General features: G+C 76.3%; 21 protein-coding genes and 1 riboswitch. Of the genes, 3 read left to right on the top strand and 18 right to left on the bottom strand.

Going from position 1 to position 24,624, the window contains the following annotated elements; all coding sequences use genetic code 11:
• Nucleotides 1-24: 24 nt before the first annotated feature.
• Genes CUD01_RS09970 through CUD01_RS09960 form a run of 3 tightly spaced genes read right to left on the bottom strand, consistent with a single transcriptional unit; the run spans nt 25 to nt 4,615 of the window.
• A complete protein-coding gene (locus tag CUD01_RS09970) occupies nt 25-2,040 on the bottom strand; it encodes a hypothetical protein (protein WP_141320745.1) in 2,016 nt (671 codons plus the stop codon).
• Nucleotides 2,037-3,980, bottom strand: coding sequence for an HSP90 family protein (locus CUD01_RS09965; RefSeq protein WP_141320743.1), 1,944 nt, complete (start codon nt 3,978-3,980; stop codon nt 2,037-2,039). Before CUD01_RS09965 ends, CUD01_RS09970 begins: the two co-directional genes overlap by 4 nt.
• A complete protein-coding gene (locus CUD01_RS09960; protein ID WP_244937740.1) occupies nt 3,977-4,615 on the bottom strand; it encodes a type III secretion system chaperone family protein in 639 nt (212 codons plus the stop codon). Before CUD01_RS09960 ends, CUD01_RS09965 begins: the two co-directional genes overlap by 4 nt.
• A gap of 78 nt (nt 4,616-4,693) precedes the next feature.
• Between CUD01_RS09960 and nirB the strand changes: the two genes are divergently transcribed.
• Nucleotides 4,694-7,576, top strand: coding sequence for a nitrite reductase large subunit NirB (gene nirB / locus CUD01_RS09955; protein ID WP_141320741.1), 2,883 nt, complete (start codon nt 4,694-4,696; stop codon nt 7,574-7,576).
• Between the two features lie 28 nt (nt 7,577-7,604).
• Here the strand turns inward: nirB and CUD01_RS17400 are convergent, their stop codons facing one another.
• From CUD01_RS17400 to CUD01_RS09940, 3 genes are all read right to left on the bottom strand, one after another.
• Complete coding sequence (locus CUD01_RS17400; protein ID WP_141320739.1) at nt 7,605-8,651, bottom strand: GNAT family N-acetyltransferase; 1,047 nt, start codon at nt 8,649-8,651, stop codon at nt 7,605-7,607.
• Nucleotides 8,652-9,695 (bottom strand): aldo/keto reductase, encoded by a 1,044-nt coding sequence (locus CUD01_RS09945; RefSeq protein WP_141320737.1) that lies wholly within the window; start codon nt 9,693-9,695, stop codon nt 8,652-8,654. It abuts the gene before it with no gap.
• A gap of 66 nt (nt 9,696-9,761) precedes the next feature.
• The gene (locus CUD01_RS09940; protein ID WP_141320735.1) at nt 9,762-10,802 is read right to left on the bottom strand and encodes a LacI family DNA-binding transcriptional regulator; all 1,041 of its coding nucleotides are present in this window, start codon (nt 10,800-10,802) and stop codon (nt 9,762-9,764) included.
• Nucleotides 10,803-10,948: 146 nt separating this feature from the next.
• Here CUD01_RS09940 and CUD01_RS09935 point away from each other — a divergent pair, with 146 nt between their 5' ends.
• Complete coding sequence (locus CUD01_RS09935; RefSeq protein ID WP_218023852.1) at nt 10,949-12,427, top strand: mannitol dehydrogenase family protein; 1,479 nt, start codon at nt 10,949-10,951, stop codon at nt 12,425-12,427.
• Here CUD01_RS09935 and CUD01_RS09930 read toward each other — a convergent pair.
• From CUD01_RS09930 to CUD01_RS09885, 10 genes are all read right to left on the bottom strand, one after another.
• On the bottom strand, nt 12,421-13,143 hold the full coding sequence (locus CUD01_RS09930; protein ID WP_141320731.1) for an ABC transporter ATP-binding protein: 723 nt from the start codon (nt 13,141-13,143) through the stop codon (nt 12,421-12,423). The genes CUD01_RS09935 and CUD01_RS09930 overlap by 7 nt on opposite strands.
• Nucleotides 13,122-14,096 carry an ABC transporter substrate-binding protein gene (locus CUD01_RS09925; RefSeq protein WP_141320729.1) on the bottom strand — a complete coding sequence of 325 codons (975 nt, stop codon included), beginning with the start codon at nt 14,094-14,096 and terminating at the stop codon, nt 13,122-13,124. The genes CUD01_RS09930 and CUD01_RS09925 overlap by 22 nt, the downstream gene beginning before the upstream one ends.
• A complete protein-coding gene (locus tag CUD01_RS09920; RefSeq protein ID WP_141320727.1) occupies nt 14,093-14,953 on the bottom strand; it encodes an ABC transporter permease in 861 nt (286 codons plus the stop codon). The genes CUD01_RS09925 and CUD01_RS09920 overlap by 4 nt, the downstream gene beginning before the upstream one ends.
• On the bottom strand, nt 14,950-15,765 hold the full coding sequence (locus CUD01_RS09915; RefSeq protein WP_244937739.1) for an ABC transporter ATP-binding protein: 816 nt from the start codon (nt 15,763-15,765) through the stop codon (nt 14,950-14,952). Before CUD01_RS09915 ends, CUD01_RS09920 begins: the two co-directional genes overlap by 4 nt.
• Complete coding sequence (locus tag CUD01_RS09910; protein WP_141320725.1) at nt 15,758-16,528, bottom strand: ABC transporter permease; 771 nt, start codon at nt 16,526-16,528, stop codon at nt 15,758-15,760. The genes CUD01_RS09915 and CUD01_RS09910 overlap by 8 nt, the downstream gene beginning before the upstream one ends.
• Nucleotides 16,525-17,553 (bottom strand): ABC transporter substrate-binding protein, encoded by a 1,029-nt coding sequence (locus tag CUD01_RS09905; RefSeq protein WP_141320723.1) that lies wholly within the window; start codon nt 17,551-17,553, stop codon nt 16,525-16,527. The genes CUD01_RS09910 and CUD01_RS09905 overlap by 4 nt, the downstream gene beginning before the upstream one ends.
• A gap of 282 nt (nt 17,554-17,835) precedes the next feature.
• Nucleotides 17,836-17,930, bottom strand: a riboswitch (TPP riboswitch).
• Nucleotides 17,931-18,027: 97 nt separating this feature from the next.
• A complete protein-coding gene (locus tag CUD01_RS09900) occupies nt 18,028-19,137 on the bottom strand; it encodes a sugar kinase (RefSeq protein ID WP_141320720.1) in 1,110 nt (369 codons plus the stop codon).
• A 22-nt stretch (nt 19,138-19,159) separates the two neighbouring features.
• The gene (gene eda, locus CUD01_RS09895; RefSeq protein WP_141320716.1) at nt 19,160-19,804 is read right to left on the bottom strand and encodes a bifunctional 4-hydroxy-2-oxoglutarate aldolase/2-dehydro-3-deoxy-phosphogluconate aldolase; all 645 of its coding nucleotides are present in this window, start codon (nt 19,802-19,804) and stop codon (nt 19,160-19,162) included.
• A gap of 87 nt (nt 19,805-19,891) precedes the next feature.
• Nucleotides 19,892-20,605, bottom strand: coding sequence for an IclR family transcriptional regulator (locus CUD01_RS09890; protein WP_244937738.1), 714 nt, complete (start codon nt 20,603-20,605; stop codon nt 19,892-19,894).
• A 26-nt stretch (nt 20,606-20,631) separates the two neighbouring features.
• A complete protein-coding gene (locus CUD01_RS09885; RefSeq protein ID WP_141320711.1) occupies nt 20,632-21,093 on the bottom strand; it encodes a tRNA (cytidine(34)-2'-O)-methyltransferase in 462 nt (153 codons plus the stop codon).
• Nucleotides 21,094-21,195: 102 nt separating this feature from the next.
• On the opposite strand from CUD01_RS09885, the gene CUD01_RS09880 reads away from it, so the two are divergent.
• Nucleotides 21,196-22,308, top strand: coding sequence for a LacI family DNA-binding transcriptional regulator (locus CUD01_RS09880; RefSeq protein WP_244937737.1), 1,113 nt, complete (start codon nt 21,196-21,198; stop codon nt 22,306-22,308).
• 55 nt (nt 22,309-22,363) lie between these two features.
• Here the strand turns inward: CUD01_RS09880 and CUD01_RS09875 are convergent, their stop codons facing one another.
• Complete coding sequence (locus CUD01_RS09875) at nt 22,364-22,873, bottom strand: gluconokinase (protein ID WP_141320708.1); 510 nt, start codon at nt 22,871-22,873, stop codon at nt 22,364-22,366.
• Between the two features lie 13 nt (nt 22,874-22,886).
• Nucleotides 22,887-24,431, bottom strand: a complete 1,545-nt coding sequence (locus CUD01_RS09870; protein WP_141320706.1) for a serine hydrolase domain-containing protein — start codon at nt 24,429-24,431, stop codon at nt 22,887-22,889.
• Nucleotides 24,432-24,624 lie beyond the last annotated feature (193 nt).

The raw sequence follows: 24,624 nt of genomic DNA, 5'->3' as shown, positions 1-24,624 counted from the left end.
CCCGGCGGGGCGGAAGCGGCGGGGTCAGCGGGTGAGGGTGCGGAGGACCTCTTCGGCGCGGTCGTCGCGGCCCGCGGCTCGGAGCACCGAGACCAGGGCGGAGGCCGCCTCGCCGCGAGGAGCGGCCTGGTGCGCGATCGAGAAGCCCTCGACCGCGGACTCCAGGTTCCACACCGCGTCGTCGACCTGGCCCAGGCCGTCGTGCAGGCGGCCCGCGAGCCAGAACGCGTGCGCGGCGTCGGCGACGTGCCCGGCACCGGCGTACGCCTCCGCGGCGCGGGTGGCGCGTGCGGCGGCCTCGGCGGCGCGCTCGGAGCCCGTGGACGCCAGGACCCGGGCCGCGGTGTCGTCGAGGTCGGCGCGCGCCCGGCGCCGGACCGCCTCGCGGCGCTCGGCCAGGCCCGCCCCGGCGACCTCGGCACCGGTGTCCGCGGGCGCACCCGCGTCGGCGCCGGCCCCGTCCGACGCGTCGAGCTCCGCGAGCAGCGCGTCGACGGCCGCGAGGACGGCCTGCGCGCCGCCGGTCGCGGCCGCGACGGGCGCCCACGCGACGACGACGGTCGTGACCACCTCGACGCCCACTCCCCCGGCGCGCATCCGGGCCACCGCGGCGGGGTAGGTGGCCGCGGCGCCCTCGTCGTCGCCCGCCTCCTGCGCGCAGCGCGCGGCCTCGGCCAGCGCGAGCCCGGAGTCGGCCAGAAGGCCGGCGGCCTCGGCGGACGCGGACTCCTCGAGCCACACGGCGGCGGCGGCGACGAGGTCGCCCTCGCGGACGAGCCGCTCGGCACGGTCCGGGCCGGACTCGACGGCGGTGACGAGCCCGGAGCCGTCGAGCAGACCGCCGGGCAGCGACGTGGGGTCGGCGCCGAGCGGGCCGGCGCCCGCGTCGGTCAGGACGACCTCGGGGGCGGGCCGGACGGGCCGCGCCGCCGCGCCCGTCGGGATGACCGCGAGGTCGAGCGTCACGTCGGCGGGTCGGGTCTCGCGGGCCTCGGCGAGCCGCCGGGCGAACCGGTCGGTGCCGTTGCGCGCGTCGAAGGCCGCCGCGAGCGCGGCCGCCTCCGTGAAGCACCACGCGTGCAGCCCGGCGACGTCGGACGCGGCCACGCCCTCGAACGCGACCGGCTCCGCACCGGCCCCGGGCAGCAGGGCCGCGGTGCCGGCCACGACGTCGGTGAGGAAGTCGAACCGGGCGTTCGGGGTGTCCGCCGCGAGCAGCAGGTGCGCGTCCTCGGTCAGGGCACGCAGCGCGCGGCGGGTCTGGCCGCCGCGCGCCAGCAGGACGAACCGTGCGCCGCGGGCGCCGGTCATGTCGGAGGGCGAGCCCGCGAGCGCCGCAACGGCGCGCCGGTGCGCGGCGACGGCCTCGTCGGCCCGGCCCGCGTCGAGGTGCACGAGCGCGAGCGTCGAGAGCATGTCGGCCGGCTCGGTCGCGCACGTGACACCCGAGTCCAGGGTCTGCTGGATGAGCCGCACGGCCTCGTCGTGGTCGCCGCGCGCGACGAGGTACGACGCGCGGTCGCCCGGGTCGCACGCGCGGCACTGCGAGTAGTCGTCGCGCGGTGTGCGGACCCACTCCTCGTAGAGCGCGTCGACGTCGTCGGAGCCGCGCAGGCGCGCCCACCCGAAGGCCTCGAACGCGACGGCGTCCCGCCCGAGGCCCGCGAGCGCGTAGCGGCGCTCCATGTCGGCGAGCGTCGCCTCGATCTGCTCCGCGGGGATGTCGGGGAAGTCCGACAGGTGCCCGACCATCCACTTGAACGACCAGAACAACCCGTGGGTGTCCTCGGCGTCGAAGTGCTCCGGGTGCTCGTCGTACCAGCGCACCGCCTTGGTGAACGGCAGGTACGCGCGCTCGACCTCGCCGCCCCAGACGAACGACTGGACGAGCACGTTGAGCGCGTACGCGCGGACCTCGTCGGGCCCCTCGGCCTCGACCAGCCGCACCTGCTGCTCGGCGGCCTGCGTGCGGGCGATGCCGTACGGCATCTTGCGCACGCGGGAGATCTCCCGGTTCGCCTCGTCGGTCGAGCGCGTCACACGTCCTCCTGGGTCTCGTCGGGCAGGGCGGCACCGGGCCGCGTCAGCCCCGCCTCGAGCAGCACGCTCATGGCGTCGTTCATCAGCTCGGCCTCACGCGCGCGCAGCGGCTCGCCCGCGAGCAGCACGGCGGTGACGTACATCGACCGGACGCCCGCGACGAGCACCGGGTCGGCCGGGTCGGCGGCGAGCAGCCGCCGCACGGTGGGGTTCGCGTCGTTCACGACGAGCCGGCGGGCGGGCTCGTCCTCGCCGCTGACGAACCCCGCGAGGACGCCGCCCCACAGGTCGTCCTGCGCGGCGACGGTGCGACGCACGTCCTGCTGGTGCTCGCCGTCGCGGTCCTGCAGGAGCACCGCGGGGACCTCGGCGGGCTCGAAGCTGCGCAGGACGAGCGCGCAGTCGAGCGGCCGGACCACCGCGGCGGCGGCCTGCACCTGGTCGAGCACCTCGAGCTCTCGGTGCGGCTCGACGGCGCCGAGCACCTGCGCGACGTCCTGCGCGCGCAGCTCACGGACCTGCCAGCCGGGGCGCAGCGCGAGCCGGGCGAGCAGCTCGTCGTCGTACACGTAACCCGCGTTGACGACCGTCATGCCCTGTGCGCGCGCGACGGGGGCGACGCGGCGGAAGTCCTCGACGCGCGTGGTGTGCAGCACCTCGCCGACGTCCGCGCGGACCTGCGCGAGGGTCGTCGCGCCGTCGGTGGTCTCGAACGGCAGGACCTGCGCGACGAGGTCGAGCACCTCGTCGTCCGTGGTCGCGAGCGAGCGCAGCGCGAGGTGGTGGGTGGAGACGATGCGTCGGGTCGTCGCGGGCGGCATGCCCGCGGCGGCGGTGAGGTCGGGGTCCGACGAGCCCGCGAGGCCGGTCGACGACGCCGTCAGCGCCGCGACGGTCCACGCGCGCACCTGGGCGGCGAGCGCCTCCTGGGTCGCGAGCAGCAGCTCGTCGCCGTAGAGCTGCTCGCGTGACGCGGTGGGGCGCAGCACGCTCGTGTCGACCACGCACCGGACGAAGAACGCCCACTCGGGCAGCAGGTCGTCGACGTGCGTGCCGAGCAGCATGCGCTTGAGGTAGACGCGGTGGCGGCTGCCGGCCCCGGGCGGGACCGCGGTGGGCAGCACGAACGCGACCCCGGTCAGCCCGGCCAGGGGCACCGACAGGTCGATGTGCGCGAGCGGCGTGAAGCCCAGCGTCCGCTCGCAGTACGCCGCGAGCGCGGCGGTGCGCGCGGCCTCGTCGGGGTAGGTCGCGAGCCACGGCAGGGACGGCTCGGAGACCCGCCGCCACGCGGTGGCGGGCGCGCCGCCCGTGACGTCGGGCAACGGCACCTCGACCGCGACGTCCACGGGCAGCAGGCTGCCGAACTCCTGGGCGAGGGCGACCACCGTGTCGGCCGACAGCCAGTGCTCGGCGTCGCGGCGCGCGCGCAGCCGCACGGTCGACCCGGCGGGCACGTCCGCGTCGCGCGGCAGCACCGTCAGGTCGTAGCGGCCGTCGGCGTACCCCACCCAGCGCACGGGCGGCTCGTCGGTCTCGACCGCGGAGCGGGAGACGAGCTCGATCTCGTCGGCCACCATGAACGCGGACAGCAGGCCGATGCCGAACTGCCCGAGGAACTCCTCGCGGCCCAGCCCGAGGTCGAGGTCACGCTTCGACGAGCGGCCGACGGTCGCCAGCAGCTCGGTCGCCTGCGCGGGCGTGAGCCCGATCCCGGTGTCCGTGACCTCGAGCGTGCCGCCCGGCCCGGGGCGCAGCCGCACCCGGGCCGGGGCGTCCGCGTCGTGCAGGCGCCGGGCCGTGATCGCGTCGACGCCGTTCTGCAGCAGCTCGCGCACGTAGACGCGCGGGCCGGAGTACAGGTGCCGGGCGAGCAGGTCGACCACGCCGCGCAGGTCGACCTGGAAGGCACGACCCGCGGCGGTGAGGTCCTCGCTCACGCGCCGCCCTGCTCCTGCTCGGCCGCCTCCTGCTGGGCCCGCGCGGCCGCGGCCTGCTCGGGGTACTTCTCGTCGAGGTGCTCGAACAGCTGCAGGCTCGTCGAGATCGCGCACGCGAGGTGCAGGTCGACCTGCGCGTCGCTCACGCCGTGCTCGTAGTCGACGGTGTGCTCCGCGTAGACGCCGAGCACGTCGTCCTCGACGCGCACGTACCCCTTGGGCCACAGCCGGTCCGCGTTCCACGCGTTGACGACGCGCGTGACCTCGTCGAGGTGCTCGACGCCGATCACCCGGTTCCAGCGGCCGCGGGTCTGCAGGTACTCGCCCTTCTGGCCCAGGACGAAGAAGTAGAACAGGTGGCCGTCCCAGACGCCGCCGACGTCACCGTCGTCGTCGATGCCGTAGTTCAGCTCGCGCGCGTCGAGGCTCGCGGTGATCCGGTCGCGGCTGAGCGGCGCGAGGCCCTCCTGCGGTCCCGTGACGTCCTTGGTGAAGAAACCCATGATCTCCCCGCTCTGCCGGGCCGCCGCGCCGGGTGCGCTGGTCGTCGAGCCCGGGACGAGCCTAGACAACCCGGGCGGCGTCCGGACGCGGTGGTCCAGGACCCGGCCGCGCACCGCGTCCGGCGACCTCACAGCGGGCCCGTGGACACTGTGCGTCCACGTGGGCCGTACGGCCCGATAAGCACGACCCCCGTCGTCGAAAATGGCCGCATGAGGGAGCAGCAGGAGCCCGGGCGCGTGGTCGTCGTCGGGGCCGGCATGGTGGCGCACCGGTTCGCGGAGCAGATGGTCGCGCGCGGCGGGGGGTGGCAGCTGACGGTCGTCGGCGACGAGCCGTACGCGCCGTACGACCGCGTCCACCTGTCCGACGCGATCACGGGCGCGAGCGTCGAGGACCTCACGCTCGACCCGTCGGTGTGGGACGACGAGCGCGTCGAGCTCGTCACGGGCGACGCGGTCGCGACCCTCGACCGCGACGCGCAGACCGTCACGACGCGCTCGGGCCGGGTCGTCGCGTACGACGACCTGGTGCTCGCGACCGGCTCGTGGCCGTGGGTGCCGCGCACCGACGGCGCCGACCTGCCCGGCGTCCTGGCGTACCGCACGCTCGACGACATCAACGCCATCACCGGTTGGGTCGCGCGCCGCCGCGCGGAGCTCGGCCGCCCGGTCCGGGGCGTCGTCGTGGGCGGTGGGGTGCTCGGGCTCGAGGCCGCCGCCGCGCTGCAGAACCTGGGCGCGAGCGCGACGGTCGTCGAGTTCGCGGACCGGCTCATGGCGGTGCAGCTCGACGCGGGCGGCGGCGAGGCGTTGCGTGTCCTGGTCCGGGACACGGGCATCGACGTGCGCACGACGACCGCGGCGTCCCGTGTGCTCGCCGGGCCGGACGGCACGGTCGCCTCGCTCGAGCTGTCGACCGGCGAGGTGCTGGACGCGGACGTCGTGGTGTTCTCCACCGGCATCCGCCCGCGCGACCGCCTCGCGCGCGAGTCGGGGCTGGGCATCGGCGAGCGCGGTGGCGTGCTCGTCGGCCCGACGTGCCGCTCGTCCGACCCGCGCGTGTGGGCGATCGGCGAGTGCGCGTCGCACGACGGCGAGTGCGCGGGCCTCGTCGCGCCGGGCAACACGATGGCGGACGTGGTCGTCGACCAGCTGTTCGGCGGCACGACGACGTACGTGCGGCCCGCGGACGGCACCAAGCTCAAGGGTGTGGGCGTCGAGGCCGCGAGCTTCGGCGACGTGCTCGCCCTGACCCCCGGCGCGCTCGAGGTGACGTTCGCGGACCCCGTCGCGCGCACGTACCGCAAGCTCGTGGTGTCCGACGACGCGCGCACGCTGCTCGGCGGCGTGTTCGTCGGCGACATCGCGCTGTACTCGTCTCTGCGCCCGCTGCTGGGCCGCGCGCTCGGCGCCGACCCGTCCGCGTTCCTCGCACCCGAGGGCGGTGCGCCCGCGACGCTCGAGGTGCCCGACGACGTCGTGGTCTGCTCGTGCGCCAACGTCACCGCGGGCACGATCCGCGGCGCGGTCACCGAGCACGGCTGCCGCTCGGTCGGCGAGGTCAAGACGTGCACGCGCGCCGGCACGGTCTGCGGCTCGTGCGTGCCGATGGTGACGACGATCGTCAACCGCTCGCTCGAGCAGGCGGGCGTCGCGGTGTCGAACGCGATGTGCGAGCACTTCGCGATGCCGCGCGCCGAGCTGTTCGCGCTGGTGCGCGCGGGCGCGGAGCGGACCTTCAGCGAGATCGTCGCGGCGCACGGCACGGGCCGCGGCTGCGCGATCTGCCGGCCCGTGGTCGCCTCGATCCTGTCCTCGCTCGGCGTGGGGCACGTGCTGCAGCCCGACCAGGCGGCGCTGCAGGACACCAACGACCACCTGCTCGCGAACCTCCAGAAGGACGGCACGTACTCCGTGGTGCCGCGCATGCCGGGCGGTGAGGTCACGCCCGACAAGCTGCTCGCGTTCGCGCAGGTCGCCGCGGACTTCGGGCTGTTCACGCGCGTCACCGGCGCGCAGCGGCTCGGCATGTTCGGCGCGCGCCAGGACCAGCTCCCGGAGATCTGGCGGCGGCTGGTGGAGGCGGGCTTCGAGTCCGGGCAGGCGTACGGCAAGTCGCTGCGAGCGGTCAAGACGTGCGTGGGCTCGACGTGGTGCCGGTTCGGCGTGCAGGACTCGTCGTCCATGGCCGTGCGGCTCGAGCTGCGCTACCGCGGGCTGCGCAGCCCGCACAAGTTCAAGGTCGGCGTCTCGGGCTGCGCGCGCGAGTGCGCCGAGGCGCGCGGCAAGGACGTGGGCGTCATCGCGACCGCGCAGGGCTGGAACGTGTACGTGGGCGGCAACGGCGGGTTCACGCCCCGGCACGCCGAGCTCCTCGCGGAGGACCTCGACGACGACACGCTCGTGCGCGTGATCGACCGGTTCCTCGCCCTGTACATCCGCTCCGCCGACCGCCTCCAGCGCACCGCGCCGTGGGTCGCGGCGTACCCGGGCGGCATGGCGGCGCTGCGCGCCGTCGTCGTCGAGGACCGCGACGGCGTCGCGGCCGAGCTCGAGGCCGAGATCGAGCGGCACGTCGCCGGGTACGTCGACGAGTGGCGCGCGACCCTCGACGACCCCGCGAAGGTCGCGCAGTTCACGCCCTACCTCAACGCGCCCGAGCGCACGGACCCCGACCTCGCGTACGTCCCGCGCCGCGGGCAGCGGGTGCCGCTGCCGCTCGAGGTCGTGGCCGCGCCGCCGGAGGGCCGGGCGACGACCGCCGTGGCCGAGCGGGTGTGCACGCTCGACGCCCTCACGCCGGAGCGGGGCGCAGGCGTGCTCCTGGGCGGGTCGGTGCCCGTCGCGGTGTTCCGTCTGGCCGACGACCGCGTGCTCGCGGTGCAGCAGCGTGACCCGTTCAGCGGCGCGAACGTCCTGTCCCGCGGCATCGTCGGGGACCGCGGCGGGCGGCCCACGCTCACCTCGCCCATGCACAAGCAGGTGTGGGACCTCGAGACCGGGCAGTGCCTGGACCCGGTCGGCAAGGACCCGCGGGACCTGCGGGTCTACCGCGTGACCGTCGACGGGGGCGACGTGCTGCTCGGCTCGTGACGCGGGTCGGGGTGCCTCGTCGGGCCGGTCAGCGCGCGATGCGCCAGACCAGCTCGCGCCCGAACGGCTCGGCGAACCCCAGGTGCTCGTACATCGCGCGTCCGTCGGGTGTCGCGGACAGCCCGACCCGCGTCACCTCGGTCTCGTCGTGGAACCACCGCATGAGCGTCATGACGCACGCGCGTGCGTAGCCGCGGCGCCGGTGCGCGGGCTCGGTCGACACGTTGAACACGTGCCCGCGCCGGCCCGACGGGTTCCACGGCTCGGGCGCGTGGTCCTGGAAGTCACCGACGGCGCACGCGACCGGTCCGCTGGTCCCGTCGGCCGCCTCCCCGTCGACGACGAACGCCACGACGGTCCCCGCCGCGAGGCGCTGCGCGAACCACCGCGTGCACGCGTCCTGCCACGCCGTCTCGTCGGAGCCCGGCACGTCCATCGCGGCGAGCATGACGCGGCGCAGCCGCGTGAGGGCGGCGGCGTCCCGCGGGTCCGCGCGGCGCACCGCCACGCGCGTGAGCACGCGCTCGTCGGACGCGGGGCGCGCCTCGCGGCGGTCACCGCCCGCGGCCTGCGGCAGCACGGCCGCGGGAGCCGTGCGGAACCGGGTCGCCACCTCGTCCGCCAGCGCCGCGTCGAGGCGGTCGCGCATCGACGCCGACAGCGGCGGCAGCGCGTCGAGCGCGAACCACGCGGCCTCGAGGTTCTCGCCGTCGGCCGGGTGCGGCTCGCCGCCCGTCCACTCCAGCAGGAACACGAGGTCGAGGTACTGCGCCTGGTCGCCGTTCGCGTACGTCATGGGCGCGATGACCTCGACCAGCGCGAGGCGCACCGCGCGCGCGTGCACCGCGGCCTCCTCGAGCACCTCGCGCGCCGCCGCGACCGCGGGCTCCTCACCCGGGTCGACGATGCCCGTCACGGGAGTCCACGCGCCGTTGTCGGCGCGGCGCACCAGCAGCACCTCGCGGGACGACGAGCCCGGCACGTCGCGCACGACGACCGCGGTGACGCCCGTGAGCCACAGCGGGTCGGTGCCGATCTTCTCCCGCAGCGCGAGGATGAACTCGGGCGTCGCCACTCAGGCGCCTGCGTGCGTGCCGTCGACCGCGAACGGCTCGATCGCCGCGACCTCGTCGTCGGTCAGGGGCGGGGCCGCGAGCGCCGCGACGTCGTCCTCGAGCTGCGCGACCGACGACGCCCCGACGAGCGCCGAGGTGACGCGGTCGTCCCGCAGGACCCAGGACAGCGCGAGCTGCGCGAGCGACTGCCCGCGGCCCTCGGCGATCGCGGCGAGCGCGCGGGCCCGCTCGAGGTAGGTCGGCGAGATCGCGTCCGCCGTCAGGAAGTGGCCGACGGACGCGCGCGAGCCGGCGGGCACCGACCCGGACAGGTAGCGCCCGGTGAGCAGGCCCTGCTGCAGCGGCGAGAACACGATCATGCCGACGCCCAGGTCCCCGACCGCGTCGAGCAGCGTCTCGCTCTGGCCGTCCGCGACCTGCTCGACGTGCCGGTTGAACATCGAGTAGCTCGGCTGGTGGATGAGCAGCGGCGTGCCGAGGTCCGCGAGGATCCGGGCGGCCTCGCGCGTCGCCGACGGCGTGTAGTTGGAGATCCCGGCGTACAGCGCGCGCCCCGACGTGACCGCGGTGTGCAGCGCGCCCATCGTCTCCTCGAGCGGCGTGTGCGGGTCCATGCGGTGCGAGTAGAAGATGTCGACGTAGTCCAGACCCATCCGGACGAGGGACTGGTCGAGCGACGCGAGCAGGTACTTGCGCGACCCGCCGTCGCCGTACGGGCCGGGCCACATGTCGTAGCCCGCCTTGGTCGAGACGACGAGCTCGTCGCGGTACGGCCGCAGGTCGGTCGCGAGCACCCGGCCGACGTTCTCCTCGGCGGAGCCGTACGGCGGGCCGTAGTTGTTCGCGAGGTCGAGGTGCGTGATCCCCAGGTCGAACGCGCGTCGCAGCACGGCGCGCTGCGTCTCGAACGGCGTGCCGTGCCCGAAGTTGTGCCACAGCCCGAGCGAGAGCGCGGGCAGCTGCAGCCCGGAGCGCCCGACGCGTCGGTACGTCATCGTGTCGTAGCGCGTCTCGTCGGCACGGTAGGCGGGCTCGGTGGCCATGCGGGCGGTTCCTCTCGTCGGACGGTGCGTCTGCACGCTATCCGACGACGCGCGTGGCCCCGGCCGTCACGTCCGGGGCGGCGTGGACTCGCGCAGGACGACCTCGGTCGCGACCTCGACGACGCGCGGCGCGCCGGCCACGGCCGCGTCCGGTCCCGCCTCGAGCACCAGCCGCACGGCCGCCGCACCGACCTCCTCGAGCGGGATGCGCACCGTCGTCAGGCCGGGGACCACGTCCCGCAGCGTGGTGATGTCACCGAACCCGGCGAGCGCGAGGTCGTCGGGCACGACGAGGCCCGCGGCGCGGCACGCCGCGAGCGCCCCGAGGGCCATGACGTCGGTCACGGCGAAGACGAGCTGCGGGCGCGCGCCGGACGCGAGCAGGCGTGCCATGGCCTCCGCGCCGCCCGCGTGGTCCGGCCCACCGGTGAGCACACGCTCGGCGGGCACCCGGGCGCCGAGCGCCTCGAGCTCGGCGCAGAACGCCTCACGCCGCTCGCGCCCGGTCAGGTGCTCCGCGGGGCCGCCCAGCACCGCGACGTCCCGGTAGCCGCGCTCGACCACGGCCCGGGCGAGCGCCCGGGCGCCGTCCGCGTCGGCGACGCGCACCGTGTGGGTGCCGGGCACGGGCTGCCCGACGACCGCGGCGGCACCGCCCGAGGCGACGTACTCGTCGAGCGCGGCGCGCAGCGCGCTCGTGCTCGCCTCGTCGTCGTACCGCCACCCGGCGATGACGATCGCGCGCGCCCGCTGGCGCCGCAGCAGCCCGACGAGCTCGACCTCGCGCAGCGGGTCCTGCTCGGTGCTCGCGAGGATCACCTGGAGCCCCGCCCGTCCGGCGGCGTGCGCGACGCCGCGCGCGATCGTCGAGAAGTACGGGTCGGCGATGTCGTGCACGACGAGCCCGACCGACGTGGTGCGGCCGCGCGCCATGGCCTGCGCGTTCGCGTCCGGCGAGTAGCGCAGACGCTCGGCGGCGGCCAGGACGCGCGTGCGCAGCTCGGGCCCGACGGTGCGCGTGGGGCTGCCGTTGATCGCGCGGGAGGCGGTCGCGAGCGAGACGCCTGCCTCACGGGCGACGTCGCTCAGCGTCACGGGTCCGGCCATGCGGACGAGAGTAGGGGACGGGCCTCGCGGCGCGGCAGGCGGTAGGCGGTTTCCTCCGGGAGGGCGCCGTGATGGAATCGGGCGCGACACGGCTCGGGCACGCGAGTGCCCCGCCTGGACCCGCACCCCCGCGAGAGGCCACCCACGTGACCGACCGTCTGTCCCGCGCCACGCTCGCCGCGGCCCTCCCCCGGCCCGGTGTCAGCGGCCCGCCCCTGGTCCCGGCGCGGACCGGGATCGTCCACCTGGGTCTCGGTGCCTTCCACCGCGCGCACCAGGCGGTGCTCACCGAGGACGCCGCCGCCGCCACGGGTGACGACCGCTGGGGCGTCCTCGGGGTCACGCAGCGTTCCGCGCGCGTGGTGGACCAGGTGGCGCCGCAGGACGGGCTCTACGGCGTGCTGACGCTCGACCGCGGGCGTGAGGACCTGCGCGTCGTGGCCGCGTTGCGCGAGGCCGTGTTCCCGGGCCCGACGGGGCCCGGCACCGCGCACGTGCTCACCACGGTCGCGTCGCCGGACACCCACGTGGTGACGCTGACGGTCACCGAGAAGGGCTACCGGCTGGGCGCGGACGGGCGCGCGGACCTGTCCGACGAGGGTGTGCTCGCCGACCTCGCCGCGCTGCGGGACCGCGGCGACACCGCCGCCCGCTCGGCCACGGGACTGCTGGTGCGTGCGCTCGACCGCAGGCGCCGCGCGGACGCCGGGCCGCTCACGGTCGTGTGCTGCGACAACCTCACCGGGAACGGTCGCGTGCTGGCCGGCGTGGTCGAGGACCTGCTGGGCGCGGTCGGCGACGAGGACCTGCGCGCCTGGGTCGAGCGGTCCGTGCGCTTCCCGTCGACCATGGTCGACCGGATCGTCCCCGCCACGACCGCGGCGCACCGCGAGCGCGCACAGCGGCTGCTCGGGCTGACCGACGAGGCGCTCGTGGTCGGCGAGCCGTGGACGCAGTGGGTGCTCGAGGACGCGTTCGCCGGTCCGCGGCCCGCGTGGGAGGAGGCGGGTGCGACGCTCACCGCGGACGTCGAGCCGTACGAGCGCGCCAAGCTGCGGCTGCTCAACGCGACGCACTCGCTGCTCGCGTACGCGGGTGCGCTGCGCGGCCACGCGACGATCGCGCAGGCCGTCGAGGACGACGAGCTGCGCGCGTGGGCGCGCGCCTTCACCGACACCGACGTGCTGCCGACGCTCGACGCCCCGGACGGCGCGGACCTGGTCGCGTACCGGGACTCCCTGCTGGACCGGTTCGCGAACCCCGCGACCGGGCACACCACCATGCAGGTCGCCATGGACGGGTCGGTCAAGCTGCCGCAGCGCCTGCTGGGTACGGTGCGCGACCGCCTGGCGGCGGGCGCGGTGCCCGAGCACGCGGCGCTCGTCGTCGCCGCCTGGATGGCGTACGTGCGCGCCGCGACGTCCGGCACGCTCGTCGTCGCCGGGCAGCAGGTGCCGCTCGACGACCCGCTGGCCGCGACGCTCGCGGACGCGGCAGCGGGCCCTCGTGACGGGCTCGCGGACCGGTTGCTGCGCGTCGAGCCGGTGTTCGGCGCGGACCTCGCGGAGCACGTCGGGTTCCGCTCCGCGGTCGCCTCCGCGCTGCGGGCGTTCCCCGGTCACTGAGCCGCGAGCGCCCCCGCCGCTGCGTGCGCGGCCGGTCGCACCACGCCGAGCGCGGTCAGCAGCGCCTCGGCCGCGCCCGGTCCGGGACGGACGCCACGGTCCAGGCGCCCGTCGCGCAGCACCAGGACCCGGTCGGCCAGCGCCGACGCCTCGTCCACGTCGTGCGTCACCAGGACCGTCGCCACGGGCCGCTGCGCGCGCACCTCGCGCAGCAGCGCGTGCGCCTCGCGTCGGGTGAGCGCGTCGAGCGCCGCGAACGGCTCGTCGAGCAGCAGCAGGTCCGGGTCGCGCGCGAGCGCGCGGGCCAGCGCGACCCGCTGCGCCTGCCCCCCGCTCAGGGTGCCCGCACGCTGGTCGGCCCGGTCCGCGAGCCCGACGCGCGCCAACGCCGCCACGGCGCGCGGCCGGTCGGCGCGGCGCACCGGCTCGTCCGCGAGCAGGACCGTGCGCCACGTGCGCTCCCACGGCAGGAGACGCGGCTCCTGGAACACCACCGCCACGCGGTCCGGCCGCACCAGCTCGTCGGCGTGCGCGTCGCGGTCCAGGCCCGCGAGCGCGCGCAGCAGCGTCGTCTTGCCGCACCCGCTGCGCCCGACGACCGCGACGAGCTCGCCCGCCCCCACGTCGAGGTCCAGCCCGGTGAGCACGTGCCGGCCGTCGGCGTACGCGCGGCGCAGCCCGCGCACGCGCACCGTCACCCGCGCACGTCGTGCCACGCGCGCGACACGTCGACCGGCTCCGCGAGCAGGCCCTCCTCGACGTACAGGTCGGCCACGCGCGCGAGCTCGGCCGCGAACGCGTCGTCGGCGGGGACGAGGCGCGGCGTGCGCAGCGCGCTCAGCCCCTCGACCACCGCGTCCGACGCCCCCGCGGCGCGGTACGCGTCCGCGAGCGGCGTCGGGTCCACCGCGAGCGCGTCCGCCTCGTCCGCGAGCGCGTCGACGAGCGCCCGCACCGCCTGCGGGTGCGCGTCGACGAACGCGCGCCGCGCGACGTGCACGGTCGCGTTGTCGGAGCCCAGGTCACGCGCGAGGGCCACCGTGCGCGCGCCGTCGACCTGCGCCGAGACGAGGTACTGGTCCCACGTCGCCCACGCGTCCACCCGCCCCGCGGCGAACGCCGCCGCCGCGTCGGGCGGCGCCAGGTACACGGTCTCGACGTCCTGCGGACGCAGTCCCGCGCGGCGCAGCGCGAGGCGCAGCAGGTACTCGCCCGTGCCGCCCCGGTTGACGGCGACGGACCGGCCCGCGAGGTCGTCGAGGGTCTCGATGCCGCTCGCGCGCGTCGCGACGATCCCCTGGGTGTCGCCGTCGGTGCGCTCGACCGCGACGACGACGAGGTCCGGGTCGCCGGCCAGCGCCGCGACGACAGCCGTGGTCGAGCCGGACGTGACGTCGACCCGGCCGGCCGCCATCGCCTCGGCCGCAGGCGCGAACGCCGCGAACGGCTCGCTGACCTCGGCGTGCGCTCCGGCGCGGTCGAGCGCGCGGTGCAGCGTGCCGTCGCCGGCCGCGAGGGTCAGGAGGTTCTGCGTCGTGAGGACGCCGACGCGGACCGGTCGGTCGTGCGCGCTCGTCGGGGTGCTCGTCGGCGTGCCGTCCGCGGTCGCGGCGCACCCGGCGAGGGCGGCCGCGAGCAGCACGGCGACGAGGGGACGGTGACGGCTCATGGGTGCGGACCTCCGGGGGTGGTGGACGGGTGGCCGACGACGGGGACGGGGACGGCGGGGTCTGGGACGGAGAGAGCGGGTGGCGCGGGCCGCGCGGTCGGCCCGGCGGGGACCGGGACGAGCAGCGCACGCTCGAGCGCGCGCACGAGGGCGTCCGTGAGCAGACCGAGCGCGGCGTACACGAGCACGCACAGCAGGACGACGTCCGTGCGCGCGTACGTCCGCGCGTCGGTCAGCAACGCGCCCACGCCCGCGGACGCGTTGACGCTCTCCGCGACGACGAGCGCGACCCACGCCGTGCCGAGCGCGAGGCGCAGCCCGACCAGCACGGCGGGCAGGGCCGCGGGCAGCAGCACGCGCGTCGCGGTGCGACGTCGGCCCAGACCGTGGGCGGCCGCCAGCTCGCGCAGCCGGGGGTCGACGCCGCGCACGCCGCCGACGGTCGCCAGGTACGTCGGCACGAGCGCCGCGACCGCGACGAGCAGCAGCCTCGGCGGCTCGCCGAGCCCGACCCACACGACGAGCAGCGGGGTCACGGCCGTGAACGGGACCGCGCGGACCGCCTGCAGCGGCCGGTCGACCACGTCATGCGCCACTGCCGACAGCCCCGCGAGCACCCCGAGCAGCAGCCCCACCGCGACCCCCGCGCCCGCCCCGACCGCGACGCGCGTGCCGCTCACCGCGAGCGCGGCGGGCAGCGAGCCGTCGAGCGTGAGGTCCCGCGCTGCGCGCAGCACCGCGCCGGGGGCGGGCAGCACGTGCGGGTCCACCCGGCCGCTCGCGCACACCGCGGCCCACCCGGCGATCAGCGCGAGCGTGCTCAGCCAGGGGCGCACCGCGGCGGGCGGCGGCCTCACGGGAGCCGCACCGGCAGGCCGGGGGCACGCTCGTCGGGCTCACGCTCGTCGGGCGCACGCTCGTCGGGCACGACGCCGAGGCCGGCCAGGACCGTCCGTACGACGCGCTCGTCGGGCACGCCGGGCGTGCGCGGCCGCGGCTCGTCGACCGCGACCTCCTGCGCGACCACCGCGGGCCGGCCGGACAGCCGCAGCACCCGGTCGCCCAGCGTGACGGCCTCGCCCACGTCGTGCGTGACGAGCAGGCCCGTCCAGCGGTGCGCGCGCCAGGTCGCGGCGAGCCAGCGCTGCGCGTCGAGCCGGGTGAGCGCGTCGAGCGCGCCGAACGGCTCGTCGAGCAGCACGACGTCGCGGCCCTGGAGCACGGTGCGCGCGAGCGCGGCGCGCTGGCGCATGCCGCCGGACAGCTCGTCGGGCCGTGCGTCGGCGAACGCCTCGAGCCCGAACTCCGCGAGCACGTCACGTGCACGGGCGCGCGCCTCCCGCCGCCCGACGCGCTGGACGCGCAGGCCGAGCGCGACGCCGTCGAGCACGGTGTGCCACGCGAACAGCAGATCCTGCTGCGGCATGTACGCGGTGTGCGCGGGGGTGCCGGTGACGTCGCGCCCGGCGAGCAGCACGCGTCCGCGCGCGGGGCGCAGCAGCCCCGCGACGACCCCGAGCAGCGTGCTCTTGCCGCACCCGCTGGGCCCGACGACGCACACCAGCTCGCCGCGGCCGACACGCAGGTCCACACCGCCGAGCACCGGCAGCGGCCCGTGCGCGCCGCTGCGCATGACGTGCACGTCCCGCACCTCGAAGAAGTCACGCACGGGCCACCGCCCGGGGGTGCGCCCACGGCACGACGGCCCGTTCGAGCGCCCAGGTCAGGCCGTACAGCACCACGCTGACCAGCGCGCACAGCGCGACGGCCGCGAGCACCAGGTCGGTCCGGAACGCCGCGCGCTGCATGTTCATGTACGTCCCCAGGCCGCGCACCGCGCCCACGTACTCGGCGAAGACGGCCCCGACGACGGCGTACGTCACCGCGATGCGCAGCGCCGTGAAGAACCGCGGCAGCGCGCCGGGCAGCCGCACCCAGCGCAGCTGCTGCCAGCGCGAGGCACCCATACTCGTCAGCAGCGCGGTCGCGCCCGGACCCGCCGCACGCAGCCCCTCGACGAGCCCGACGACGAGCGGGAAGAACGTCACGAGCGTCACGACGAGCACCTTGGGGAGCAGCCCGAACCCGAACCACAGCACGACGAGGGGCGCGAGCGCCACGACGGGGATCGTCTGCGAGGCGACGAGCACCGGCACGACCCCGCGTCCGAGGCCCGGGACCAGGTCGACCAGCAGCGCGAGCGCCCACGCGACCACGACCGAGACCGCGAAGCCCGCGGCGGTCACGCCGAGCGTCGCGGCGGTGTGCTCCGCGAGCACGTCGCGCTGCGCCCACGCCTGCTCGACCACGCGGGAGGGGGTCGGCAGGAGGCGCGGGTTGGCGACCGTGAGCGCCGCGAGGTGCCACCCCGCCCCGAGCACGACGAGCACCACGGTCACGGGTAGCGCGCGTTCGGCGGCGCGGCGCGTCACGGGGACCCCAGCAGGCTGGTCGTGAACGTCGTCGACCAGTCCGGACGCTGCGCGAGGGGCTCGCCATCCGGCCCCGCGAGGATCCCCGCGTCGAACAGGAAGTCCCCGTACCCCGCGACCTGCTCGAGCGTCATGGTGCCGACCGAGCCGTCCGCGGCGCGCAACCAGTCGGCGGACAGCATGCGCTGGCTGCGCGTCACGAGCTCGGGGTCGCCGAACGCGTCGGGGTTCTGCTCCACGAGCAGCGCGGCGGCCTCGTCGGGATGCTCCGCGGCCCACGCGTACCCGCGGCGCAGCGCCCCGACGAACGCGCGCGCCGCCTCAGGCTCGTCGGCGACCCACCGCCGCGAGGCGTCGACCACGACCGCGTAGGCGTCCGGGAACCCGAAGTCGGTGTACTCGAGGTAGCGCATCGGTGTCCCAGCGCGCTCGGCCTCGACGCCCTCCCACGCGACGTACGGGATGGTGAAGTCCGCCTTCCCGGCGTACAGCGCCTCGTACGCCGACGAGCCGAGCACCACCGTCGTGAAGTCGCCCGTGCCGCCGTCGGCGCGGATCACCTCCTGCAGCAGCGGGACCTCGCCGGGCGAGCCGAAGCCCGCGTACACGCGGCCGTCCAGGTCCCGCGGGCGGGTGATGCGCGCGTCGTCGGCGCGCACCCCGATCGCGGTCGCCCAGTGCTGGAGCACGGCCATCACCGCGACCACGTCGGCGCCCCCGGCCTGCGCGATCAGCGACGAGTCGTGCGTGCTGATCCCGGCCTCCGCCGCGCCCGCGTCGACGAGCTGGTCGGGTGCGGTGTCGCTGTACGGCAGCACCTGCACGTCGAGCCCGGCGTCCGCGAACCAGCCCCGCGCGAGCGCCACGTACAACCCGGTGTGGTTGGTGTTGGGCGTCCAGTCGAGCGCGAACCGTACCCGCGTGCGCCCGTCGTCGGCCGACGAGCCGCCGGCGCACCCCCCGACGGCGAGCGCCACCCCGACGACGACCCCGACCCCCCACGCACGTCCCCGCAACCGCACCATCGACACCTCCAAATACGACCGACCGAACGCGTGCGACGACCGCCGCACGCACGACGACGCGCCCCCGGACGACGGACGCGCGCAGGACCCACCCCTCGGTGCCGACGTGGCGGCAGGCCCGCCGCTCGCGGGCGGCGCGGGCTGCAGCGGTCGCTGCACCGACGGGCGGTGATGGGATGCCCCGCACGGACGCGAGAGCGTCGTCGGGGCGCGGGGCTACGTGCGCAGCGGCGTGCGCTCGCCGGGTGGGCTCGCGGGCGGGGGCGTGCGGTGCGGACGCATGCGGGTCATGCGCGACATCCCTTCGCTAGTGCTACCTAGATCAGGTTCGACGGGTGTGATCTCAGCCGCGCAGTGCGGCACCCCGTGTCACGGAACGACGCTACCGTAGTCCCGCAGGCCCCCGCCACCGGCAGCCGTGTCCACCCTTCGGATGCCCCGTGCGCCGGGCCGGGCACCGCCGAGGCAGCGGCGTCAGCGGTCGACGCGCGCCGAGCCCCCGCCCGCGAGCCTGAGGACCTCGGCCTCGGTGACCATCGACGTGTCGCCGGGGGTCGTCATCGCGAGCGCGCCGTGCGCGGCGCCGTACTCCACCGCCGTCGCCAGCGGCAGACCCTCCAGCAGCCCGTGGACCAGGCCGGACGCGAACGAGTCGCCACCGCCCACGCGGTCGAGGATCTCGAGGCGCTCGCGGTACGTGGCCTGCACGAGCCCCTCGGCGCGCGACCACGCGATCGCGCCCCAGTCGTTCACGGTCGCGGAGCGGACCGTGCGCAGCGTCGTCGCGATCACCGCCAGGCCCGGGTAGGCCGCGGCGACCCGCTCGATCATGGCGGCGAACGCGTCGACCTCGAGGTGCGCGAGCGACGCGTCGACGCCCTCGACCTCGAACCCGAGCGCCGCGGTGAAGTCCTCCTCGTTGCCGAGCATGACGTCGACGAACGGCGCGACCGCCCGGTTGACCTCCTGCGCGCGGGCCTGCCCCCCGATCGACCGCCACAGCGACGGCCGGTAGTTGAGGTCGTACGAGACGACCGTGCCGTGGCGCCGGGCCGCCTGCACGGCGGCGAGCACGGTCTCGGCCGAGGTCGGCGAGAGCGCGGCGTAGATCCCGCCGGTGTGCAGCCAGCGCACGCCGAGCTCGCCGAACAGGTGGTCCCAGTCCACGTCGTCGGCCCGCAGCTGCGACGCCGCGGTGTGGCCGCGGTCGCTCACGCCGACCGCGCCGCGCACGCCGAACCCGCGCTCGGTGAAGTTGAGACCGTTGCGCACGTCGCGCCCCACGCCGTCGTACGGGACCCACCGCACGAGGCTCGTGTCGACCCCGCCGGTCAGCATGAGGTCCTCGACCAGCCGCCCGACCTCGTTGTCGGCGAGCGCCGTGACGACCGCGGCACGGTGGTCGAACGCCCGGCGCAGGCCGCGCGCGACGTTGTACTCCCCGCCGCCCTCCCACACGCGCAGCTGCCGGGCGGTACGGATGCGCCCCTCGCCGGGGTCGAGGCGCAGCATGACCTCGCCGAGCGCGACGACGTCGTAGCGCGTCGCGGTGGCGGGGCGCAGCGCGAGCCGGGTGTGCGGCACGGGGTCCTCCTGGGGCGGTCGGTCAGCGGGTCGCGCGCGGTCGTCGGGAGTCGGCGAGCGCGACGGCGTCGGCGACGAGCGTGCGCAGCGCGTGGTGGGCGCGTGCGGCGACGAGGTCACGCGGCACCATCCAGGAGCCGCCGACCGCGGTGACGCACGGCAGGGCGAGGTACTCGTGCAGGTTCCCGGGTCCGACGCCGCCCGTGGGCACGAAGCGCACGTCGCGGAACGGGGCCGCGAGCGCGGCGATGGCGGCCGCGCCGCCGCTGGTCCCCGCGGGGAAGAACTTCACGGTCGTGACGCCGAGCTCGAGCGCCGCCTGCACCTCGGTGGCCGTCACGGCCCCGGGCAGCACCGCGACGCCGTGCTCGGCGCAGCGCTCGACGACCGCGCGGCTCGTGCCCGGCGCGACGACGTACCGCGCGCCGGCCGCGACGGCCGTGTCGACCTGGCGGGGCGTCAGGACCGTCCCCGCGCCGACGAGCACGTCGCCGCGCGCGGCGAGCGCGCGGATGGCGTCCGGTGCGGCTGCGGTGCGGAAGGTGACCTCGGCGACGGGCAGCCCGCCCGCGACGAGCGCGTCGCCGAGCGCGGGCGCGTCGGCGGCGTCGTCGACCACGACCACGGGGACCAGGACGTGCCGGGCGAGGTCGACGAGGACGTCCACGGATGCTCCGTTGCGGTAGGCGAAACGACGGTGTCGCTACGCGCAACATCCTGCCACGAGAGCGGCGAGCCCGGCGAGGCCGCCCGCTCAGGCGGGCAGGTGCAGCCCGGCGGGCAGCAGCGGCGGCAGCACGGCGCGCATCCGGGCGTGCACCTCGACCACCCGCTCCTCGCCGAGCCGCTCGACCGGCGCGGTCACGCTCACCGCGGCGACCGGCGCACCGCCGCGCAGCACCGGCACCGCCACGCACCCGATCCCCGGCTCGTTCTCCTGGTCCTCGACCGCCCGACCCGTCGCCCGTGCGCCCTCGAGCGCGGCCCACACGCGCTCCGCGTCGCCCGGCGCGACGTACCCCGCGAGCGCGGCGCGGTCCGTCCCGCGGAACGCCAGCAGCGCGCGCCCGAGCGCCGTGCGCGCCGCGGGGACCGTGCGCCCCACCTGCGACCACACGCGCACCGGACGGTCCGGCTCCACCTTGTCGAGGTACACGACCTCGGTGCCGACCAGCACCCCCAGGTGGACGAGCTCCGCGACGTCCCGCGACAGCGCGACGAGCGCGGGGTGCAGCAGCACCGCGAGGTTGTCACCCGCCAGGTACGTCTCCCCCAGCGCGACCGCCGCGCCGCCCAGCGCGTACGCCCCACCCGGCTCCTGCGTCACGAAGTCGCGCAGCCGCAGCGCCGCGAGCGTGCGGTGCACGGTCGTCTTGTGCACGCCGAGCCGCGCGGCGAGGTCCGCGAGGACCAGACCGCGAGGCCCTGCCTCCGCGAGCGTCGTGAGCACCTGCAGCGCACGGTCCACGCTCTCGATCGGCGACGCCCCGGCCATCACGCGCCGCCCGGGAAGCCGAGCTGACGCCACGCCTCGTAGGCCGCGACCGCCGCCGCGTTCGTCAGGTTCATCGAGCGGCGGCCCGCGAGCATCGGGATGCGCACCTGCTCGGTGATCCTCGGGTGCGCGAGCACGTCGTCGGGCAGGCCCGTCGGCTCCGGGCCGAACAGCAGCACGTCGTCGTCGCGGTAGGCGACGTCCGTGTACCAGCGCGTGGCGTGCGTCGTGAACGCGAGCACCCGCCCCGGCAGCGCGTCCAGCATCGCCTCCAGGTCCGGGTGCACGACGACGTGCGCGAGGTCGTGGTAGTCCAGACCGGCCCGCTTGAGCTTGGCCTCGCTGAGGTCGAAGCCCAGCGGCTCGACCAGGTGCAGCGTGGCGCCCGTGCCCGCGGCCAGGCGGATGGCGCTGCCGGTGTTGCCCGGGATGCGCGGCTCGAAGTAGACCAGGTGGAGCACCCGCCCATCCTCGCAGGCCGGCACGCGCGCGCCGACGCGCCCGAGTCCTCCCGCGAGCCCGCACCGGCGCCGACGCGCACGGTGCTACCGTCGCGTTCGAAAGTGTCGGCCCAGCAGAAGGGCGTCCCGGAGATGACCACGATCGAGCCGGACGAGGTGACCACCACGTCCGCGCCGGGCACCGCTGTCGGCGACGGCGCCGAGAGCGGACGCGGCCAGACGACGATCGCGGCGATCGCCGCCGAGGCCGGCGTCTCCGTGCCCACCGTGTCGAAGGTGCTCAACGGGCGGGCCGACGTGGCCGCGGCGACGCGCGCACGCGTCGAGGAGGTCATCGAGCGCCACGGCTACCGGCGCCGGCGTTCCTCGTCGGGCACCGGCTCGGGCCTCATCGAGCTCGTCTTCCACGAGCTCGACTCGCCGTGGGCGCTGCAGATCATCAAGGGAGTCGAGACCGTCGCCGGGCCCGCGCGCATCGGCGTCGTGCTGTCCGAGCTCGGCGGCGAGCACCGTCCGCCGCAGGAGTGGCTCGACGACGTGCTCGCGCGCCGGCCGCGGGGCGTCATCTTCGTGCAGTCGGAGCTCGACCCCGCGCAGCACGCGCAGCTCAAGTCGCGCTCGATCCCGTTCGTCGTCGTCGACACCGCGGGCGAGCAGCCCCCGGGCGTGCCCGTCGTCGGCTCCGCCAACTGGGCGGGCGGCCTCGCCGCGACGCGCCACCTGCTCGGCCTGGGCCACCGCCGCATCGCCGTGATCTCCGGCCCGCGCGACGTCCTGTGCTCGCGCGCGCGCATCGACGGCTACCGCTCCGCGCTCGACGAGGCCGGTCTGCCGTTCGACCCGGACCTGGTCCGCTACGGCAACTTCTTCGTCGACGGCGGTTACAAGCACGGCCGCGAGCTGCTCAGCCGCGAGGACCGGCCGACCGCCATCTTCGCGGGCGCCGACTTCCAGGCGCTCGGCGTCGTGCGCGCCGCGCGCGAGCTCGGGCTGTCCGTGCCGCGCGACCTGTCGGTCGTCGGGTACGACGACCTGCCCGTGACCGAGTGGGTCCAGCCCGGGCTGACCACCGTGTGCCAGCCGCTGCAGGAGATGGCGGCGACCGCCGCACGGATGCTCCTGCAGATCGCGGGCGGGTCCACGCCGGCGAACCTGCGGATCGACCTCGCGACCGAGCTGGTCGTGCGCGAGAGCACGGCACCGCCCGCACACTGACGGCCGGCGCGGGCGCCTCGCCCGCCTCGCCTCGCCTCGTTCGGGCGGGGCGGCGTCAGTGCGCCGCGGCGAGCCCCAGCGCGCGCAACGCCTCGTCCACGACCTGCTCGGGCGGCGTGCCGATCGGCACGACCACGCCGTCCTCGTCGTCCTCCAGCGGCTCGAGCGTCGCGAGCTGCGACGGCAGGAGCGACGGCGGCATGAAGTGGTCGGTGCGCGCCGCCATGCGCACCGCGATGACCTGCGGGTCCCCCGCGAGGTGCACGAACCGCACGCGACCACCCCCGGTACGCAGCACGTCGCGGTACGCACGCCGCAGCGCCGAGCACGTGATCACCGTGCTCACGCCCTCGGCGTCCCGCTGCGCGAGCCAGTCCGCGATCGACGTGAGCCACGGCGCGCGGTCCTCGTCGGTCAGCGGAGTGCCCGCCGCCATGAGCGCGACGTTCGCCTCGGGGTGGAAGTCGTCAGCCTCCGCGAACGTCCAGCCGAGCCGCTCGGCGAGCAGGACGGCGACCGTCGTCTTTCCGGAACCGGCGACTCCCATCACGACCAGGTGCTGCATGGCCGCCATCCTGTCAGGCGCGTTCGGCCAGCACACCACGCAGGGTCGCCAGCTCGGTCGGGCCGAACGACACGTTGAGCGTCGGCGTCGCCTCGACCACGTCGCCCGTGACCCGCACGGTCACCGTGAGCACCGGGGTGTCCTCGAGCGCGCGCACGGTGACGACGTACTCGTCGCGCGCGGTCCACACCGCGTGCGCCGCGACCGGCTCCGGTCCGGGCATGCCGGGGTACCGCGGCGGCAGCTCGCCGACGACCGGCTCGCCGTGCCCGACGCTCAGCGCGACCGGCTCGGACTCGAGGCGTACGTCGATCCGGTCGCTCTCGTCGCCGACCGTGACGCTCGCGTGCGTGACGCCGAGCGGGTTCGGGTCGAACAGCACGCGGCGGCCGTCCAGACGTGCCGCGAGGGGTGACGTCGGCTCACCCTGCGGCCACGTGACCCGCAGTCCCGCGAACGCGTCGGCCAGCGCGGCCCGGCCGTCGTCGTCCGGCGCGAGGGGAGCGTCGCCGCACGCGGGAAGCAGGTGCTCCCACACCGCATCGAGCGGCACCTGCAGGTCGCGCACCGCCGACGACATCGCCACGACCACGTCGTGCTCGGGCAGCACCAGGCAGTACTGGCCGAACGCGCCGTCCCCGCGGTACCCGTGGCGCGAGCGCCACATCTGGAAGCCGTACCCCTGCGCCCAGTCGCTGCGCTCGTCGCCCGGCGCCGTCCCCGGCGGGACGTGGGCCTGCGACGCGAGCGCGACCCACCCCTCGGGCAGCAGACGCTGACCGCGGTGCACGCCGTCCCGCAGCAGCAGCTCGCCGAAGCTCGCGACGTCCCGCATCCCCGCCGACAGCCCGAAGCCTCCCGTCGCGTGCCCCTCCGGCGACAGCTCCCACGTCGCCGGCCCGAAGCCCAGCGGGTCCAGGAGCCGGGGCCGCAGGTACTCCAGCAGCCCCACACCCGCCGCCCGCTCGACCAGGGCCGCGAGCACCGCCGTGGCGGCCGTGTTGTAGACGAAGTGCGTCCCGGGCTCGTGCGCCAGCGGCAGCTCGAGGAACCGGGCGACCCACCGGTGCGCCGGGAACACCGCCTCCGAGGGGTCCGTGTCGTGACCCGAGCGCATCGTCAGCAGGTCACGCACCGTGAGCCGGCCGAGCCGCGCGCGCTCCTCGTCGGACAGCCCGCTCGTCGGGGCGTCCTGCGGTGCGAGGTCGACGACGAGGTCGTCCAGCCCGAACAGCCCCTCGTCGACCGCCAGGCCCACCGCGGTCGCCGTGAACGTCTTGCTCAGCGAGTACAGCGCGTGCGGGCGGTCCGTGGCGTACGGCGCGCGGCCACCCTCCGCGACCACGTGACCGTGCCGGACGACGACGAGCGAGCGCAGTTCCTGCTCGGGCGGACCGCCCGCGAGCGTCGCGACCAGCGCGGCCAACGCCCGCGGGTCCACGCCCTGCTCCTCCGGGGTGCTGCGCGGCAGCGCACCGCCGGCGGCGGTGCCGGCCTGCTTCCCGTCCTGCGTCCCGTCCTGCGCGAGGTGTCGACCGGCGTCATCGGCGTGCGTCATGCCGCGATGGTGCCACCCGGCGCCGACGACGAGCCGGACCAGGGTCCCGCCGGGGTGTCACGGCGCGCGCCCACCCGCACGCCGCGCCGACGTCCGCGCGCGGCGCAGCCCTCCCGGTGGATGCGCGCCGGCACGCCGTTCGGGTCGGTCGGGGTGCCCCGCCGCGCGCGCGGTCGAGAGGCCCGATCGCGGC

Origin of the sequence: Cellulomonas uda, assembly GCF_006538705.1 — a bacterium.
In the GTDB taxonomy this organism is placed as follows: Bacteria; Actinomycetota; Actinomycetes; order Actinomycetales; family Cellulomonadaceae; genus Cellulomonas; species Cellulomonas uda.
Note: the sequence above shows the minus strand (reverse complement) of the source record. Positions and strands in the feature narration are given on the sequence as shown.

What these genes read in the sequence shown, in the direction of transcription:
- CUD01_RS09905 (WP_141320723.1), bottom strand. Translation starts at nt 17,553, where the DNA reads ATGGTGCGGTTGCGGGGACGTGCGTGGGGGGTCGGGGTCGTCGTCGGG.
- CUD01_RS09870 (WP_141320706.1), bottom strand. Translation starts at nt 24,431, where the DNA reads ATGACGCACGCCGATGACGCCGGTCGACACCTCGCGCAGGACGGGACG.
- nirB (WP_141320741.1), top strand. Translation starts at nt 4,694, where the DNA reads ATGAGGGAGCAGCAGGAGCCCGGGCGCGTGGTCGTCGTCGGGGCCGGC.
- CUD01_RS09945 (WP_141320737.1), bottom strand. Translation starts at nt 9,695, where the DNA reads ATGGCCACCGAGCCCGCCTACCGTGCCGACGAGACGCGCTACGACACG.
- CUD01_RS09940 (WP_141320735.1), bottom strand. Translation starts at nt 10,802, where the DNA reads ATGGCCGGACCCGTGACGCTGAGCGACGTCGCCCGTGAGGCAGGCGTC.
- CUD01_RS09875 (WP_141320708.1), bottom strand. Translation starts at nt 22,873, where the DNA reads ATGCAGCACCTGGTCGTGATGGGAGTCGCCGGTTCCGGAAAGACGACG.
- CUD01_RS09925 (WP_141320729.1), bottom strand. Translation starts at nt 14,096, where the DNA reads ATGAGCCGTCACCGTCCCCTCGTCGCCGTGCTGCTCGCGGCCGCCCTC.